The sequence below is a fragment of the Streptomyces broussonetiae genome, from assembly GCF_009796285.1.
Classification (GTDB): domain Bacteria; phylum Actinomycetota; class Actinomycetes; order Streptomycetales; family Streptomycetaceae; genus Streptomyces; species Streptomyces broussonetiae.
The window spans coordinates 2,658,081-2,673,400 of record NZ_CP047020.1 but is presented as its reverse complement, the minus strand read 5'-3'; the positions used below and the strand labels follow the sequence as shown (position 1 = coordinate 2,673,400).

The following is a 15,320-nucleotide window of genomic DNA, read 5'->3' as shown; positions in this document are numbered from 1 at the left end:
CATGCAGGCTCTACGACCCGTGCCCCGCACCCTCCTGCGGGACCGCGCCCACACCGCCATCCGGGACGCCATCGTGGCCGGGGAGATCGAGCCCGGCGCAGTGGTGCGCGACGCCGACCTCGCCGAGCAGCTCGGGCTGTCCCGGGCGCCCGTGCGCGAGGCCTTCTCCCGGCTGGCGGACGAGGGCCTGCTGGAGAGCAAGCCGCAGAGCCACACCCGGGTCACCCCGCTCGTCGCCGCCGACGTACGGGACGCGGCCGCCGTGGTCGGTGCGATGCACGAGCTGGTCACCCGGACTGCGGTCCCCCGGCTGCGGCAGGCGGACCTCGAGGAGATGCGCGCGGCCAACGACCGGTTCGCCGCCGCCGTGCGCGCCGGTGACGTGGACGAGGCCCTGGGCGCCGACGACGAGGTGCACGACGTGCTGCTCAGGGCGGCCGGCAATCGTGCGGCCGCCGCCACCGTTGCCCGCTACACCCCGCTCATCCGCCGCCTGGAGCGCCGGCGCTTCGGCGAGGGCGGCTCGTGCCGCTCGGCCGGACTGCACGAGCGGCTGATCGAGGCCTGCGCGGACGGTGACGTGGACGGCGCGCTGCGGGTGACGGAGGAGATCTGGCGCACGCTCACCGACCTGGCCGACCCCGACTGACCCTGGAGGTCCCGTGTCCCTGCCCGCGTCCCTCGGCTCGTACGACCGCTACCCCCTGCTCTTCGGCCCCTCCCCGGTACACCCGCTGGAACGGCTCACCGCGCACCTCGGCGGCGCCGCGCTGTGGGCCAAACGCGAGGACTGCAACTCCGGTGTCGCGTACGGCGGGAACAAGACGCGCAAGCTGGAGTACCTGGTCGCCGACGCCCTCGCCCAGGGCTGCGACACGCTGGTGTCGATCGGTGGGGTGCAGTCCAACCACACCCGCCAGGTGGCCGCCGTCGCCGCCCGCGCCGGACTGGCGTGCGTGCTGATCCAGGAGAGCTGGGTCGACTGGCCGGACCCCGTCTACGACAAGGTCGGCAACATCCTGGTCAGCCGGCTCGCCGGCGCCGACGTACGGCTGGTCGGAGCCGGCTTCGGGATCGGGTTCAAGGAGAGCTGGGAGCAGGCGCTGCGGGACGTGGCGGCGGCGGGCGGAAAGCCGTACGCCGTGCCGGCCGGTGCCTCCGACCATCCGCTCGGCGGTCTCGGCTTCGCCCGCTGGGCCTTCGAAGTCGCCGAGCAGGAGCGGGAGTCGGGCGTCTTCTTCGACACCGTGGTCGTCTGCTCGGTGACCGGCTCGACCCAGGCGGGCATGGTCGCCGGGTTCCGCGCGCTCGAGGAGGCGGGCGGCCGGCGCCGCCGGGTCATCGGCATCGACGCGTCCGCCGAACCCGCCGCCACCCGGGAGCAGATCGCCCGCATCGCCCGCAAGACCGGCCGACTCATCGGCGTGCGGCAGGAGTTGACCGAGGCGGACATCGAGCTGGACGAGCGCTACCACGCGGGGACCTACGGCATTCCGGACGAGTCCACCCTGGAGGCGATGCGGCTGGCCGCGCGGACGGAGGGCATGGTCACCGACCCCGTGTACGAGGGGAAGTCGATGGCCGGGATGATCGACCTCGTCCGGCGCGGCGAGATCGGCCGGGACTCCACGGTGCTCTACGCACATCTCGGCGGCCAGCCGGCCCTGAACGCCTACAGTGCGCTGTTCTAGGCGGGCTTGCGCCGACGGCATGCCCGGGGGCAGCGCCATGATGGAGGTGTGCCCAGTCCTCCGTCTCCGAGCCCCCCGTCTCCGAGCCCCCCGACTCCGAGCCCCTCGGTACCCCGGCCGGCCGAGGCTCCGTGCCCGGCCGCGGCCCCCGGGCGCCTCGAGTCGGCCTCCACGCCCCGGACCGCAGTGGCGTGGCTGCCCCCGGCCGGACTGTGGCCCGCCATCCAGCGCATCCGCGTCGAGCACGACCCGCAGATCCGCCGCTGGCCGCCTCATGTGAACCTCGTCTTCGGCTTCGTACCGGAGGAGGACTTCCCGGCGGCGCTCCCCCTGCTGGCCGCAGCGGCCGCCGGCTGCGAGCCCTTCGACATCCGGCTCGGCGGGGTCCGCGCCTTCCGCCACCGGGCCTGCTCCACCGTGTGGCTCGACCCCGCGGCGGCCGGAGCCGCGCCGTGGACTCAGCTCCGTTGTGCGCTGGCGGAACCCTTCCCGTCCTGCACGGACCGCTTCCCGCGCTTCATCCCGCACCTCTCGCTCGGCCGCACGCGTGCCCCGCGCATCCTCGCCGCCCAATGTGCCGCCCGGCTCGGTGTGCTGCATGCGCGCGTGGCCGAGGTCGCGCTGCTGTCCCGCCGCGGTGACGGCCCCATGCAGACGCGCGCCACGATCGGCCTGGGCACCGGCGCGATCCGCCTCGCACCGGAGCCCACGACGGGTGGATACGGGCCACCGGAGGAGGACTGACCGGGCCGGTTCCGTCTCGATAGGATGTGGAGATAATCCCCGGTTTGCGAGGAGTCTCTGGATGTCGCAGGTCAGGCCCATGCGCGCGGATGCTCGGCGGAACTACGAGCGATTGCTGCAGGTGGCGGCCGAGGCCTTCGCCGAGCACGGGGAGAACGCGTCGCTCGACGACATCGCCAAGCGGGCAGGCGTCGGCTCGGGCACGCTGTACCGCCACTTCCCGACGCGGCAGGCACTGCTGGAGGCCGCCTACGTGGACCGTGTCGAGGCGCTGGGGGCGCGGGCCGACGAGCTGGCCGGCCAGCTGCCGCCGGGCGAGGCGCTGATGGCGTGGCTGCAGGAGCTGTGCGTCGGCACGATCCAGGTGCGCGGAATGAAGGCGCTGCTGGGTTCGGCGGTCACGGACGGCAGTACGGCGGCAGGGGCGGCGTGCGGTACGACCGTGCGGGGGGCGGCGGGCCGGTTGATTGAGGCGGCCCAGGCCGAGGGCACCCTGCGGGCCGACCTGGAGCCGATGGAACTGCTGCGGCTGGCCCACGGGGTGGCGACGGCGTCGGAGCTGGCGGACGCGCAGGGCACCCAGATCCGCCGTTATCTGGCCTTGCTGACGGAGGGGCTGCGGCCGCAGCAGCCGTAGTCACCCCGCCGGCGCCCGAGGGGCGCGGGGCCGCATCGACATGCGACCTCGCCGCTGCGGGCGCGGGCAGCCCCCACGCGACCGCAACGGCGGGAGCCCTGCGCCGGCCCGCGTCGGCCTACAGCGCCTTCGCGCCCGGTGCCACCATGTTCCTGACCGTACGGGCCTTGACGAAGTCGCCCATCGCCGTCATGTCCCACTCGCCGGAGAACTGGCGGATGAGCTTGGCCATCATGACGCCCGTCTGGGGCTCGGCGTGGGTCAGGTCGAAGCGGACCAGTTCCTCGTCCGTGGCCGCGTCCACCAGGCGGCAGTACGCCTTGGCGACCTCCGTGAACTTCTGCCCGGAGAAGGAGTTCACCGTGAAGACCAGGCCGGTGACCTCCTGCGGCAGCCGGCCGAGGTCGACCACGATCACCTCGTCGTCGCCTCCGCCCTCACCGGTGAGATTGTCCCCCGAGTGCTTGATCGCGCCGTTCAGGATCGTCAGCTTGCCGAAGTAGCAGCTGTCGATGTGGTTGCGCTGCGGGCCGTAGGCGATGACCGAGGCGTCCAGGTCGATGTCCGCGCCGCGGAACGCCGGCTCCCAGCCGAGGCCCATCTTGACCTGGGAGAGCAGCGGGCGGCCCGCCTTGACCAGGGACACGGTCTGGTTCTTCTGCAGGCTGACCCGGCCCTTGTCCAGGTTGACCTTGCCGGCGCCGGGCACCGGGGCCGGCGGCGCGGGCGGAGCGGCAGGAGCCGGCGGGGCCACGGGGGCGGACACCGGTGGGGCCGGCGCAGGCACGGGCTGCCGGGACGGGGCCGTGGCCGCCGGGGCCGGCTCCTCCACCGTCACGCCGAAGTCCTTCGCGATGCCGGCCAGCCCGTCGGCGTACCCCTGGCCGACCGCGCGGGCCTTCCAGGCGCCGCCGCGGCGGTAGATCTCGACGACGACCAGCGCCGTCTCCGTGCCGAGCTGGGGCGGGGTGAAGGTGGCCAGCACGGCGCCGGCGTCCGCGTCGCGGATCGTGGCCGTCGGCTCGATGCCCTGGAAGGTCTGGCCGGCCGCGTCCGGGCTGGCCGTGACCACGATCTTCTCGATGTCCGGCGGGACGGCGGCGGTGTCGACCGTGACCGAGTCGGGGGCCGAGCCCCCGCCGGACGTGTAGGCCACGCCCGGGCCCGTCGGCTGGTTGTAGAAGATGAAGTCGTCGTCCGAGCGCACCTTGCCGTCGCCCGTGAGCAGCAGGCCCGACACGTCGAGCCGCACGGGCGCGGCCACGTCCACCGTGACGCGGGCGGCCGACAGAGGGATGTTCGAGCCAGGGGTCATAGCTGTCATGCCCGGATGAACGAACGAGACCCCTTTACCGTTCCCTTACCCAACCCCCAATCGGCTCAGGGCCTGACCCCGAGCCGGTTCAGGGCAACACGACGATCTTGCGTCCCACCCCCGCCGCGAACTGCTCCAGCGCCTGCGGGTAGCGCGCCAGCGGGATCCGGTCGCTGATGAAGACCTGCGGATCCAGCACCCCGCCCGCGAACAGCTCGGCCGCCCGCTCGAAACTGTGCAGCACCGCCATGGAGCCGGTGATCGTGATCTCCTGGTTGTAGATGCGGTACGGATCGATGGTCACCCGGGTCGCGTAGTCGGCCACCCCGAACTGCAGGAACGTTCCCGCCTTCGCCACCCGGCCCAGGCCGTCCTGGATCGCGGCCGCGTTGCCCGTCGCGTCCACGACCACGTCCCAGCCCTGCGGGCGGTCCAGCTCGTCGGCGCTCGCCGCCGAGGCGGACACTCCCAGCCGCCGCGCCGTCTCCAGCCGTGCCGGGTTCAGGTCGACGACGTCCACGCTCGCCGCGCCCGTCCGCTTGGCCAGCTCCAGCATCATCAGCCCCATGGTCCCGGAGCCGTAGACCAGCACGTGCGCGCCCAGGCGGGACTGCAGGACGTCGTAACCGCGCACCGCGCACGACAGCGGCTCCACCAGGGCCGCGTCCTCGGTGCGCACGTGCTCGGGCAGCTTCACACAGTTGGCCACGGGGGCGAGGGCGTACTGGGCCGCCCCGCCCGCGGTGGTGACGCCGATCGCGGCCCACCGCTCGCACAGGTTGTTGTGACCGGTACGGCAGTAACGGCATTCGTAGCAGTACAGGGAGGGGTCCACGGCCACCCGGTCGCCGACCGTGACCTCCGTGACCTGGCTGCCGACGCCCACCACCTCGCCCGCGAACTCGTGCCCGGGGACGATCGGCAGCTTGGGCGCGAACTCGCCCTGGAGGATGTGCAGATCGGTGCCGCACAGTCCGCAGGCGGCCACCTCCACGACGACCTCGCGCGGGCCCGGTGTCGGGTCCGGCACCTCGGTGACGACGGCGCGGCCCACGGCCTCGATGACGGCGGCCTTCATTTCACGGCTCCCAACGACAGGCCCTGGACCAGCTTGTCCTGGGCGGCGAACCCCGCGGCGAGCACCGGCAGGGAGATGACGAGCGACGCGGCGCACACCTTGGCCAGGAACAGGCCCTGGCTGGTGATGAAGCCGGTCAGGAAGACCGGGGCGGTCTCGGCGACCACGCCCGTCAGGACCCTGGCGAACAGCAGCTCGTTCCAGCTGAAGATGAAGCAGATCAGGGAGGTCGCGGCGATGCCGGGCAGGGCGATGGGGGCGACCACGCGCGCGAGGATCGTCGGCAGCCGGGCGCCGTCCACCCGCGCCGCCTCGATGATGGCGACCGGGACCTCGGCGAGGAAGGACTGCATCATCCACACCGCGATCGGCAGGTTCATGGCGGTGTAGAGGATGACCAGGAGCCAGATGTTGTCGAGCATCCCGGCGTTCTTGGCGAACAGGTAGATCGGCAGCAGGCCCGCCACGACCGGCAGCATCTTGGTGGACAGGAAGAAGAACAGCACGTCCGTCCACTTCTTCACCGGCCGGATCGACAGCGCGTACGCCGCCGGGAGGGCCAGCAGCAGGACGCACAGGGTGGAGACCACCGACGCCACCGTGGAGTTGATCAGCGCGGGCCACGGGCTCGCCCCGCCGCCGCTGCCGAAGAACTCGCGGTAGCCGTCGAGCGTCAACGACGCCCCGAAGGACGGCGGGTTGGTCGCCGCGTCCGCCTCCGAGTGGAACGACGTCAGGGCCATCCAGGCGATCGGCAGGAAGAACACGATCCCGGCCAGCCAGGCCACGAGGCCCAGTCCGTTCCGGCGCAGTACGGCGGTCATGCGCGGGACACCTCCTCGCGGAACAGGGACGACACCACGCGCAGCGCGAAGGTCGCGATGATGATCGAGCCGATGACGACCAGGACGCCGGCGGCCGAGGCGAGGCCGTTGTCATGGGCCTGGTAGAAGCTCTGGTAGACGGTGTAGGGAAGGTTCGCCGTGCCCAGCCCACCGGACGTGATCGTGAAGACCGCGTCGAAGTTCTGCACGATGTAGATCGAGCCGAGCAGGGCGCCCAGTTCGAGGTAGCGGCGCAGGTGCGGCAGGGTCAGATGCCGGAAGATCTGCCAGTCGTTCGCGCCGTCGACGCGCGCGGCCTCGATCTGCTGCTGGTCCCGGCTCTGCAGCCCGGCGAGCAGGATCAGCATCATGAACGGCGTCCACTGCCACACCAGGGAGGCCTCGACCGCGAGCAGCGGGGTGTTGGAGATCCAGTCCGGCTGTGGGCCGCCCACATAGTGCAACAACCCATTCAGCAGGCCGTATTCAGGGTTGTAGAGCACATGCTTCCAGAGCAGGGCCGCAGCCACCGGAACCACCAGGAAGGGCGCGATGAGCAGGGTGCGGACGATGCCCCGGCCGCGGAACCTCCGGTCCAGCAGCAGGGCGAGCGCCAGTCCGAGGACCAGGCTGGCCAGCACCACCGCCACCGTGAGCAGCACGGTCGTCCACACCGAGTGGCGCAGAGCGGCGTCGGTCAGCACCTGGTGGTAGTTGTCCAGGCCGGTGAAGTGGCGGGCCTTGGGGTAGAGGGCGTTCCAGTCGAAGAAGGAGATCACCAGCGTGGCCACGAACGGCAGCTGGGTCACCGCGATCATGAACACCAGGGCCGGCAGCAGCGGCGCTCGGGTGGCCCAGGCGCGCAGCCGGGCCGAGGGTTGCTTCGTCATATGTGCGGGGGTGGCCGCGAGGGGGGCCGTGGTCGTCGCTGTCATCGTCCCTCGTACTCCTTGGAGATCTTCTCGGCGAGAGCCTGCGACTTCTTGAGGGCCGAGCCGACGGACTGGCGTCCGGCGATGGCCGCGCTGATCTCCTGGGAGACCTTGGTGCCGAGGTCGGTGAACTCGGGGATGTCGACGAACTGGATGCCGGGCGCGGGCCGCGGCTGCACGCCGGGATCGTTCGGACGGGCGCTCTCGATGGCCTCCTTGGTCATCTCCTGGAAGGCGGCGGCCGACTTGCGGTAGTCGGCGTTCGTGTACGTCGAGGCCCGCTTGCCCGCCGGGACGTCCGGCCAGCCGCTGGTCTCGCCGACCAACTGCTCATAGCCCTTGCCGGACGCCCAGGAGACGAACTTCCAGGCCTTGTCGGGGTTGCGGGACGCCTTCTGGATGCCCCAGGCCCAGGTGTAGAGCCAGCCGGAGGACGGCGTCCTGACGACGGGGGCCGGTACGTAGCCGAGCTTGCCCTTGACCGGTGAGTCCTGCGCCTCCAGCAGGCCGGCCGCGCTCGTGGCGTCGTACCACATGGCGACCTTGCTCTGGGTCATGTCGTTGAGGCACTCGGCGAATCCCGACTGGGCAGCGCCGGACTCGCCGTGCGCGCGGACCAGGTCGACATAGAACTTTGTCGCCTTCTCGAACTCCGGTGAGTCCAGACGGGCCTTCCATTTCTTGTCGAACCAGGTGCCGCCGAAGGTGTTCACGACCGTCGTCAGCGGCGCCATCAGCTCGCCCCAGCCGGGCAGCCCGCGCAGGCAGATGCCCTTCATCCCGGGCTTCGCGCCGTCCGCCTGCGCGGCGAGGTCCGCGACCTGCTGCCAGGTGGGGTGGGCGGGCATGGTCAGGCCCTTTGCCGCGAACACGTCCTTGCGGTACATCAGGAACGACGACTCGCCGTAGAAGGGCTGCCCGTAGAGCTTGCCGTCGGCGGCGGTCAGGGACTGGCGCATGGGGGCGAGCACGTCCTGCTCGTCGTACGACGGGTCCTTCGCGGCGTACGAGTTCATCTCGTGCAGCCAGCCGTTGCGGGCGTAGATCGGGATCTCGTAGTTGGACAGGGTGGCCACGTCGTACTGTCCGGCCTGGTTGGCGAAGTCCTGGCTGATCTTGTCGCGGACGTCGTTCTCGGGCAGGACCGTGAAGTTGACCTTGATGCCGGTCTCCTTGGTGAAGTGCGCGGCGGTCAGCTTCTGCAACTCGGTCATCTGCGGGTTGTTCACCATCAGGACGTTGATGGAGTCGCCGCCGGAACCGGACCCGCCCGCACCGACCCAGCAGCCGGAGAGCAGCGGGGCGAGCAGCGTCCCTGCGGCGGCCATGGCGAGCGTGGCTCGCGGCCTCCGTCGGCTCTGGGTTCGCATGGATCGCTCCTGGAGATATCGGGATATTCGGCAGATAAAGGGCGGTTGGAGGTGTGGAACACCCCCTGAGGGTGTGGGTTGGATTTTCAGACCCGGATGACCTGAGGGCCGAGCAGGGAGTAGCGGTTGGCCTCGGCGGCCGGGAGCAGGCTGCTCGTCACGATCGCCTCCAGTGCGCCGACCTCGGCGAACCGGCAGAAGCTGACCGCGCCGAACTTGGTGTGCACGCCCGCGAACACGGTCCGCCGGGCGGCCCGCATCGCCTGCGCCTTGACCTCGCTGACCGCGGGGTCGGGCGTGGTCAGACCCTGTTCCCGGGAGATGCCGTTGGCGCCGATGTAGGCGAGGTCGATGACGAATCCGGCGAGCATCTTCGTCGTCCAGTGGTCGACGGTGGCCAGCGTGCCGGCCCGGACCCGGCCGCCGAGCAGCAGCACCGAGACCTGCTCGGCCTCCGCCAGGGCGCCGGCGACCGGCAGTGAGGCGGTGACGACGGTCAGCGGCCGGTCGGTGGGCAGGGCCTCGGCGATCAGCTGCGGCGTGAAGCCCTCGTCCACGAAGACCGTCTCGGCGTCCCCGAGCAGCGTGGCCGCGGCGGCCGCGATCCTGCGCTTCTCGGGCACATGGCTGGTGGCGCGGAACTCGAGCGTCGTCTCGAAGCCGGCGCTCTCCACCGGATAGGCGCCACCGTGCGTACGGCGGACCAGGCCGTGGTCCTCCAGGGCACGCAGATCGCGCCGGATGGTCTCCCTGGCCACGCCCAGCTCGTCGGCGAGTGTGGAGACGTCGACCGAGCCGGTGGCGCGCGCGGCCCGCACGATCTCACGCTGGCGCTCTTCGGCCGTCCTCGTGCTCATGTCGGCACCCGCTTTCCCGTGCTGCTGCCCGTTCGGGCCCTTGGGGGAAGTTCTACAGCGGGGCATGCGGCACTGACCAGGCCTGTTGCGGGCCCGATACTGCCCGTGTGTGCCCGTTCGTGCAGTGCGGTGTCCGGCGCGGACCTGCGAGGCCGTGCCCGGCAGGGTGGGAGCGGGCGGCCCGGATGCCCGAATGTGGCAGCGGGCGGGCCCGTTCGGTGCCCGCCCGCGCGCGTGAGCGACTGTTTTCCGCCGCCGGGGTCGTCGGGGCGTACCGGTGGAGCGTTCAGTACGGCCAGATCGGCGGGTCGTTCACGAAGTGCCCGCCCAGGTGGCTGTGGGCCGGGTTCCGCGGGTCCAGCTCGCCCTGCTCGGCGATCAGCTTCGCCGCGTACGACTCGGAGTCGTCCTGCGGCTCGTAGCCGAGCGCCCGCGCGGTGGTCAGGTCCCACCACAGCCGGGTGTTGGCGGAGGAGCCGTAGACGACCGTGTGGCCGACCTGCTCGGCGGTCAGGGCCGCGTGGAACAGCCGGGCACCGTCGGCCGGGCTCATCCACACCGAGAGCATGCGCACGCCGGTCGGCTCCGGGAAGCAGGAGCCGATGCGTACGGACACGGTCTCCAGGCCGTGCTTGTCCCAGTACAGCTGGGCGAGGTCCTCGCCGAAGGACTTGGACAGGCCGTAGAAGGTGTCCGGGCGGCGCGGGGTGTCGATCGGGATCAACGCCTCGCCCGCGCGCGGGGCCGGGGTGAAGCCGACGGCGTGGTTGGAGGAGGCGAAGACGATCCGGGGCACGCCCTCCTCGCGGGCGGCCTCGTACAGGTTGTAGGTGCCCTCGATGTTCGCCTTGAGGATCTTCTCGAAGGGGGCTTCCAGGGAGATGCCCGCGAGGTGGAGGACCGCGTCCACGCCGTGCACCGCCTCGCGCAGCGCCGCGGTGTCGGCGAGGTCGGCGGTGATCGCGTCCGGCTCGCCCTCGACGGGGCGCGCGTCGAACAGGCGGAGCGTGTAGCCGTACTCCGGCAGCAGGGACCGCATCAGGGTGCCGAGCCCGCCGGCGGCGCCGGTGAGCAGGACGGTGCGGGGAGCGGGCATCCGCGGTCCTCCTTGTGGCCGATATTCACATACATGGACAAGCTAGAGAGCTTCACCGCGTGCCGTCAAGTGTCGCGTGATCTCTGTCGATCCGCTCTGGAGATGCGTGTTTGCCTGCTTGACCTGCTGTGAGGGAGCCCCTTAGCGTGGTCGTGTTCAGAGATATAGACATTAATCAGAAACGTGCACCGGTGTCTCAAGGGAGAGCTAGTGACGCCTGCCCCTCTCGCCGCCCGGCTCCGTGACTCGAACGGGCCGCTCTTCTTCCCTGTCACCGCCTACGGCCGGGGCGGCGCACCCGACCTCGACGTCTACCGCACCCATGTGCGCCGGGGCGTCGAGGCCGGTGCCGCCGCCGTGTTCGCCTGCTGCGGCACCGGAGAGTTCCACGCGCTGCTGCCGGAGGAGTTCCAGGACTGCGTCCGGGCGGCCGTCCGGGCGACCGAGGGGCGCGTCCCGGTGGTCGCGGGCGCCGGGTACGGCACCGCGCTCGCCGTCCGCTACGCGCGTCTGGCCGAGGAGGCGGGCGCCGACGGCCTGCTCGCCATGCCGCCGTACCTCGTTCAGGCCGGGCAGGAGGGCCTGCTGCGGCACTACCAGGAGGTCGCCGCGGCCACCGCGCTGCCGGTGATCGTCTACCAGCGCGACAACGCCGTCTTCACCCCGCCGACCGTGGTCGAACTCGCCCGCACCGACGGGATCGTCGGCCTCAAGGACGGCCTCGGCGACCTCGACCTCGTGCAGCGGATCGTCAGCGCCGTGCGCACCGAGGTCCCGGGCGACTTCCTGTACTTCAACGGCCTGCCCACCGCCGAGCAGACCCAGCTCGCCTACCAGGCCCTCGGCATCACCCTGTACTCCTCGGCCGTCTTCTGCTTCGCCCCGAAGATCGCCCTCGCCTTCCACGGCGCCCTGACGGCGGGCGACACGGCGACCGTACGGCGCCTCCTGGACGGCTTCTACCGCCCGTTCGTGGAACTGCGGGCCCAGGGCCGCGGCTACGCCGTCTCACTCGTCAAGGCGGGCGTACGGCTGCGCGGTCTGGACGTCGGCGAGGTCCGGCCCCCGCTCCACGAGCCGCCGGAGGACCACGTCAAACAACTCGCCCAGCTGATCGAACGGGGCTACGCGCTGCTGGAGGGGGACGCGTGAAGGCGTCGGCGTTCGTCTACCCCTGGGACGTCAACGGGGATCCCCGGGCGCCCGCGCGTCTGGCCGGGCTCGGGGTCGGGCAGGTGACCCTCGCCTCCGCCTACCACTCCACCCGCACCCTGACCCCCCGCCATCCCCGCCACCGCATCGTCACCGCCGAGTACGCGGCCGTGCTCTACCCGCCGGGCGAGCGCTGGGCGGGCCGTGGTCTCAGGCCGTACCCCGCCGGCCGCTGGGCCCCGGGCGACGCCCACGGCGAGGCCGCGCGGGCCCTTGCGGCGGCGGGTCTCCAGGTGCACACCTGGGTCGTCCTCGCGCACAACTCCCGCCTGGGCGCCGAACATCCGGACACCTCGGTCGTCAACGCCCACGGCGACCGCTACCCCTGGGCGCCCTGCATCGCGCAGCCCGCCACGCGCGCGTACCTCGTCGATCTGGCCGCCGAGGCCGCCGTACGCCCCGGTGCGCGCGGCACCGAGCTGGAGTCCCTCGGCTGGTACGGGCTCCAGCATCTGCACGCCCATGACAAGATCGCCGGCGTCGGCCTCGGGGAGGCCGGGCAGTATCTGATGTCCCTGTGCTTCTGCCCGTCCTGCCGGGCCGGATACCGCGAACAGGGCCTGGATCCGGACGAGTTGGCGGTGTCCGTGCGGGACGCGCTGGAGCCGCTGTGGCGCGGCGCGGCGGACGACGAGGGCTGGCCGACGGTCGGCAAGCTGCTCGGCGAGGAGACGGCGGCCCGCACGCGCGCGTGGCGCGAGGCAACCGCCGGCACCCTCCAGGAGGAGGCCGTCGCCGCCGTACGCGCCGCCGCGCCTGCCGGCTTCCAGGTGCTGGTACACGCCGACCCGGTCTCCTACCGCTGCGGAGCCAACGTCGGCGTCGACCCCGCCCGCGTCCTCGCCGCCGCCGACGGCGTGGTCGTGCCCTGCACCGGCGGCACGGCCCTGCTGGCGCCCTTCGCCGAACACGCCCGTGAGCGGACGGTGCTGGCCGCCAACTTCACCGTCGTCTCCGGGATGGGCGGCAGCCCCGGCACACTCGCGGCGGACGCGGCACGCGCGCGTGCGCAGGGTGCGACGGAACTGCGTCTGTATCACGCCGGGTTGGCGTCCGACCCGGACCTCGCGGCGGTGCGCGCCGCGCTGTCCGCGCTGTCCGCGCACTGAGCCAGCGCACCCGCCGTCAGGAGCAGCGCAAGGCCGTAGAGCGGCAACAACAGTGCGGGGGAGGCCAGTTCGACGAGGCCCGCCCCGATGCCCAGTCCGATGACGTTGGGCGCGAAGACCAGTGTGTTGGCGGTGGCCGTCGCCCGGCCGAGCAGGGGGCCGGGCGTCTCGTGCTGGACGGCGGTGAACGTCGCGACGAGCACGCACGGCAGACCCAGCCCGATCGCAGCGGCGGACGCGAGGGCCACCGCGTCCGAGGGCACCGCCCGCGCGGCGACCGCGAGCGCCGTCAGCGCGATCCCCGCCGCTGCGAACCGGCGCCCGCCGAGCCTTCGCAGCGCGGCCCCCGAGACGAGCCCGGCCGTCACCGAACCGGTGCCCTGGACGGCGTACAGCACCCCCGTGTAGGCGGGGGCGTGGCCGAGGCGGTCCACGACCGCGTACACCGTCGTGCTGCTCAGCGAGGCGAGCAGCATCGTCGTACCGCTCGCCAGGACCAGGGGGCGCAGCCCGGGGTGGCCCCACAGACTCCGCACGCCCTCCACCGTCTGCGTCCGCCAGCCCCTGCCGGACGGCACGGGCCGCTCCTCGTGCACCCGCAGCAGGGCGTACGTCCCGGCGGCGACCACGAACGTGCCCGCGTCCAGACAGGCGACGGCCGGACCGCCGAAGGCCGTGTACAGGCCCGCCCCGGTCAGTGGGGCGACGAGCTTCATGCCCTCCGTGACCGTCATCCGCAGCCCGTTGAAGTCGCCGAGGAGGTCCCCGTCGACGGCAGCGGTGACCAGGGCCGACTCGGCGGCCTCGCCGACCACGCCGACGGTTCCGTACAGGAGCAGGACGGTGAACAGCAGCCACAGCCCGTCGGCCGAGTGGACGGTGAAGAGCGTCAGGAGGGCGGCGGCGAGAGCGAGGTTCATGACGACGAGCAGGGGGCCCCGGCGCACGCGGTCGGCGATCGTGCCCAGCACCGGCCCGGCGAGGGTCGGGGCCCACGCGGCGAGCATGCACAGGGCGGGCAGGCCGTCGGAGCCGGTGAGGTCCCGGACCCACACACCCGACGCCAGGGACAGCGAGGAGGTGCCGAAGGCGGACACCACCAGGCCCGTGAAATACAGCCCCGCGTTGCGGTCGCGCAGCACACGCAGCAGGGTCCAGGAGGTCGTCATGCCTGGTCATCGTGGGGCTAAGGGGGGTGGCCGGGGATCGGTAAGGTGCCGTATTCCGGGGCGGCGGTCCGCTGGCGACAATCCGTCGGAACGTGTCGGTCGTGCCCCTGGGGCGCGGGCGGGCGCACACCTACGGTCGAGCGCATGCGCTACGTCGCCCCGATCGTCATCGGGCTCCTCTACGTCCTGCTCATGTCCCTCGTCCGCGAACCCCACCGGCGCCGCGTCAACGCGCTCATGGTGGCCGGCGCGGGCGCCGCCTATCTGAGCGGCGGCGGCCTCGGCGGCTGGGAGTTCGCCTTCACCGCCCTGTCCACCTACGTCGCCTACAAGGGCCTGGAGTCCTGGGCCTGGATCGGCGTGGGCTGGCTGCTGCACACGGCCTGGGACGTCGTGCACCACCTCAAGGGCCATCCGATCGTCCCGTTCGCCCACGACTCCTCGTTCGGCTGCGCGCTGTGCGATCCGGTGATCGCGGTGTGGTGCCTCGGCGGAGGCCGCTCGCCCTGGAAGCGGATCCGCACACTCACGCACCGGGCCGATGAGTTTCCGGGAGCCGCCCGGTCAGCAGTTCGTACGGGTACCGCACCCCTGAAGGAGTGAATCAGACATGACCATGGTGGACCTCGGACCGCAGGCCAGGATCGTGGCCCGGCTCGCCGAGTCCGTGACCGACGAGCAGCTGACGGGCCCGACCCCCTGTCCGGACCTGGCGCTGCGCAACCTGCTGGGCCACCTGCTCGGGCTGTCCGTGGCCTTCCGCGACGCGGCCCACAAGGACCTCGGCGCCACGACCGACACCAACCCGAACGCCGCCGTCCCGGACATCGGCCCCGGCTGGCGCGAGGAACTGCCCAAGACGCTGGACGAGCTGGCCGACGCCTGGCGCGACCCGGCCGCGTGGACCGGGCACACCAGGGCCGGCGGCGTGGACCTGCCGGCCGCGGTCGCGGGTGCGGTCGTCGCCGACGAACTGGTCATCCACGGGTGGGACGTGGCGCGCGCCACGGGGCAGGAGTACACCCCCGATCCGGCCGTGCTGGGGTCGGCGCTGACGTTCCTGCGTGCCGCCGCGGACGATCCCGACCGGGGGAGCGGCCTGTTCGGGCCCGTGGTTGCGGTGCCGGAGACCGCGACCCTGCTGGACCGGGCGGTGGGGTTGAGCGGGCGGGACCCGGGGTGGCGGCCGGTACCGGGCCGGGCCGTACGGCCTCCGAGGGCCTGATCGTCCGGCCCGCCCGCACACCACGCTGAACGGTGTCGGTGCTCCGGTCCTCGGCTCCTGC

The 15,320-nt window shown here is 72.2% G+C and carries 16 protein-coding genes; 8 read left to right on the top strand and 8 right to left on the bottom strand.

The window, feature by feature from the left end; genetic code table 11:
- Position 1: 1 nt before the first annotated feature.
- The 4 genes from GQF42_RS12355 to GQF42_RS12340 all read left to right on the top strand — a co-directional run bounded on the left by GQF42_RS12355 (position 2) and on the right by GQF42_RS12340 (position 3,072).
- On the top strand, positions 2-649 hold the full coding sequence (locus tag GQF42_RS12355; RefSeq protein WP_158919684.1) for a GntR family transcriptional regulator: 648 nt from the start codon (positions 2-4) through the stop codon (positions 647-649).
- Positions 650-662: 13 nt separating this feature from the next.
- The gene (locus tag GQF42_RS12350; protein WP_407699489.1) at positions 663-1,691 is read left to right on the top strand and encodes a 1-aminocyclopropane-1-carboxylate deaminase; all 1,029 of its coding nucleotides are present in this window, start codon (positions 663-665) and stop codon (positions 1,689-1,691) included.
- A 186-nt stretch (positions 1,692-1,877) separates the two neighbouring features.
- Positions 1,878-2,435, top strand: coding sequence for a 2'-5' RNA ligase family protein (locus tag GQF42_RS12345; protein WP_233273331.1), 558 nt, complete (start codon positions 1,878-1,880; stop codon positions 2,433-2,435).
- Between the two features lie 61 nt (positions 2,436-2,496).
- Positions 2,497-3,072 (top strand): TetR/AcrR family transcriptional regulator, encoded by a 576-nt coding sequence (locus GQF42_RS12340; protein WP_158919682.1) that lies wholly within the window; start codon positions 2,497-2,499, stop codon positions 3,070-3,072.
- Positions 3,073-3,190: 118 nt separating this feature from the next.
- On the opposite strand, the gene GQF42_RS12335 is transcribed toward GQF42_RS12340, so the two are convergent.
- The 7 genes from GQF42_RS12335 to GQF42_RS12305 all read right to left on the bottom strand — a co-directional run bounded on the left by GQF42_RS12335 (position 3,191) and on the right by GQF42_RS12305 (position 10,544).
- A complete protein-coding gene (locus GQF42_RS12335; RefSeq protein WP_158930062.1) occupies positions 3,191-4,387 on the bottom strand; it encodes a TerD family protein in 1,197 nt (398 codons plus the stop codon).
- An 88-nt stretch (positions 4,388-4,475) separates the two neighbouring features.
- A complete protein-coding gene (locus GQF42_RS12330; protein WP_158919681.1) occupies positions 4,476-5,465 on the bottom strand; it encodes a zinc-dependent alcohol dehydrogenase family protein in 990 nt (329 codons plus the stop codon).
- Positions 5,462-6,289 (bottom strand): carbohydrate ABC transporter permease, encoded by an 828-nt coding sequence (locus tag GQF42_RS12325; RefSeq protein ID WP_158919680.1) that lies wholly within the window; start codon positions 6,287-6,289, stop codon positions 5,462-5,464. Before GQF42_RS12325 ends, GQF42_RS12330 begins: the two co-directional genes overlap by 4 nt.
- Positions 6,286-7,224 (bottom strand): carbohydrate ABC transporter permease, encoded by a 939-nt coding sequence (locus GQF42_RS12320; protein ID WP_158919679.1) that lies wholly within the window; start codon positions 7,222-7,224, stop codon positions 6,286-6,288. The genes GQF42_RS12325 and GQF42_RS12320 overlap by 4 nt, the downstream gene beginning before the upstream one ends.
- On the bottom strand, positions 7,221-8,591 hold the full coding sequence (locus tag GQF42_RS12315; RefSeq protein ID WP_158919678.1) for an ABC transporter substrate-binding protein: 1,371 nt from the start codon (positions 8,589-8,591) through the stop codon (positions 7,221-7,223). The genes GQF42_RS12320 and GQF42_RS12315 overlap by 4 nt, the downstream gene beginning before the upstream one ends.
- An 86-nt stretch (positions 8,592-8,677) precedes the next feature.
- Positions 8,678-9,448, bottom strand: coding sequence for a DeoR/GlpR family DNA-binding transcription regulator (locus GQF42_RS12310; RefSeq protein WP_158919677.1), 771 nt, complete (start codon positions 9,446-9,448; stop codon positions 8,678-8,680).
- A gap of 286 nt (positions 9,449-9,734) precedes the next feature.
- Positions 9,735-10,544 carry an NAD-dependent epimerase/dehydratase family protein gene (locus GQF42_RS12305; protein ID WP_158919676.1) on the bottom strand — a complete coding sequence of 270 codons (810 nt, stop codon included), beginning with the start codon at positions 10,542-10,544 and terminating at the stop codon, positions 9,735-9,737.
- A gap of 210 nt (positions 10,545-10,754) precedes the next feature.
- Between GQF42_RS12305 and GQF42_RS12300 the strand changes: the two genes are divergently transcribed.
- A complete protein-coding gene (locus GQF42_RS12300; RefSeq protein ID WP_158919675.1) occupies positions 10,755-11,696 on the top strand; it encodes a 5-dehydro-4-deoxyglucarate dehydratase in 942 nt (313 codons plus the stop codon).
- Positions 11,693-12,865 (top strand): hypothetical protein, encoded by a 1,173-nt coding sequence (locus tag GQF42_RS12295; RefSeq protein ID WP_158919674.1) that lies wholly within the window; start codon positions 11,693-11,695, stop codon positions 12,863-12,865. Before GQF42_RS12300 ends, GQF42_RS12295 begins: the two co-directional genes overlap by 4 nt.
- On the opposite strand, the gene GQF42_RS12290 is transcribed toward GQF42_RS12295, so the two are convergent.
- Complete coding sequence (locus GQF42_RS12290; protein ID WP_158919673.1) at positions 12,793-14,034, bottom strand: MFS transporter; 1,242 nt, start codon at positions 14,032-14,034, stop codon at positions 12,793-12,795. The genes GQF42_RS12295 and GQF42_RS12290 overlap by 73 nt on opposite strands.
- Before the next feature lie 144 nt (positions 14,035-14,178).
- Between GQF42_RS12290 and GQF42_RS12285 the strand changes: the two genes are divergently transcribed.
- Complete coding sequence (locus GQF42_RS12285) at positions 14,179-14,637, top strand: DUF6010 family protein (RefSeq protein WP_158919672.1); 459 nt, start codon at positions 14,179-14,181, stop codon at positions 14,635-14,637.
- Positions 14,638-14,644: 7 nt separating this feature from the next.
- Positions 14,645-15,259 carry a TIGR03086 family metal-binding protein gene (locus GQF42_RS12280; protein WP_158919671.1) on the top strand — a complete coding sequence of 205 codons (615 nt, stop codon included), beginning with the start codon at positions 14,645-14,647 and terminating at the stop codon, positions 15,257-15,259.
- Positions 15,260-15,320 lie beyond the last annotated feature (61 nt).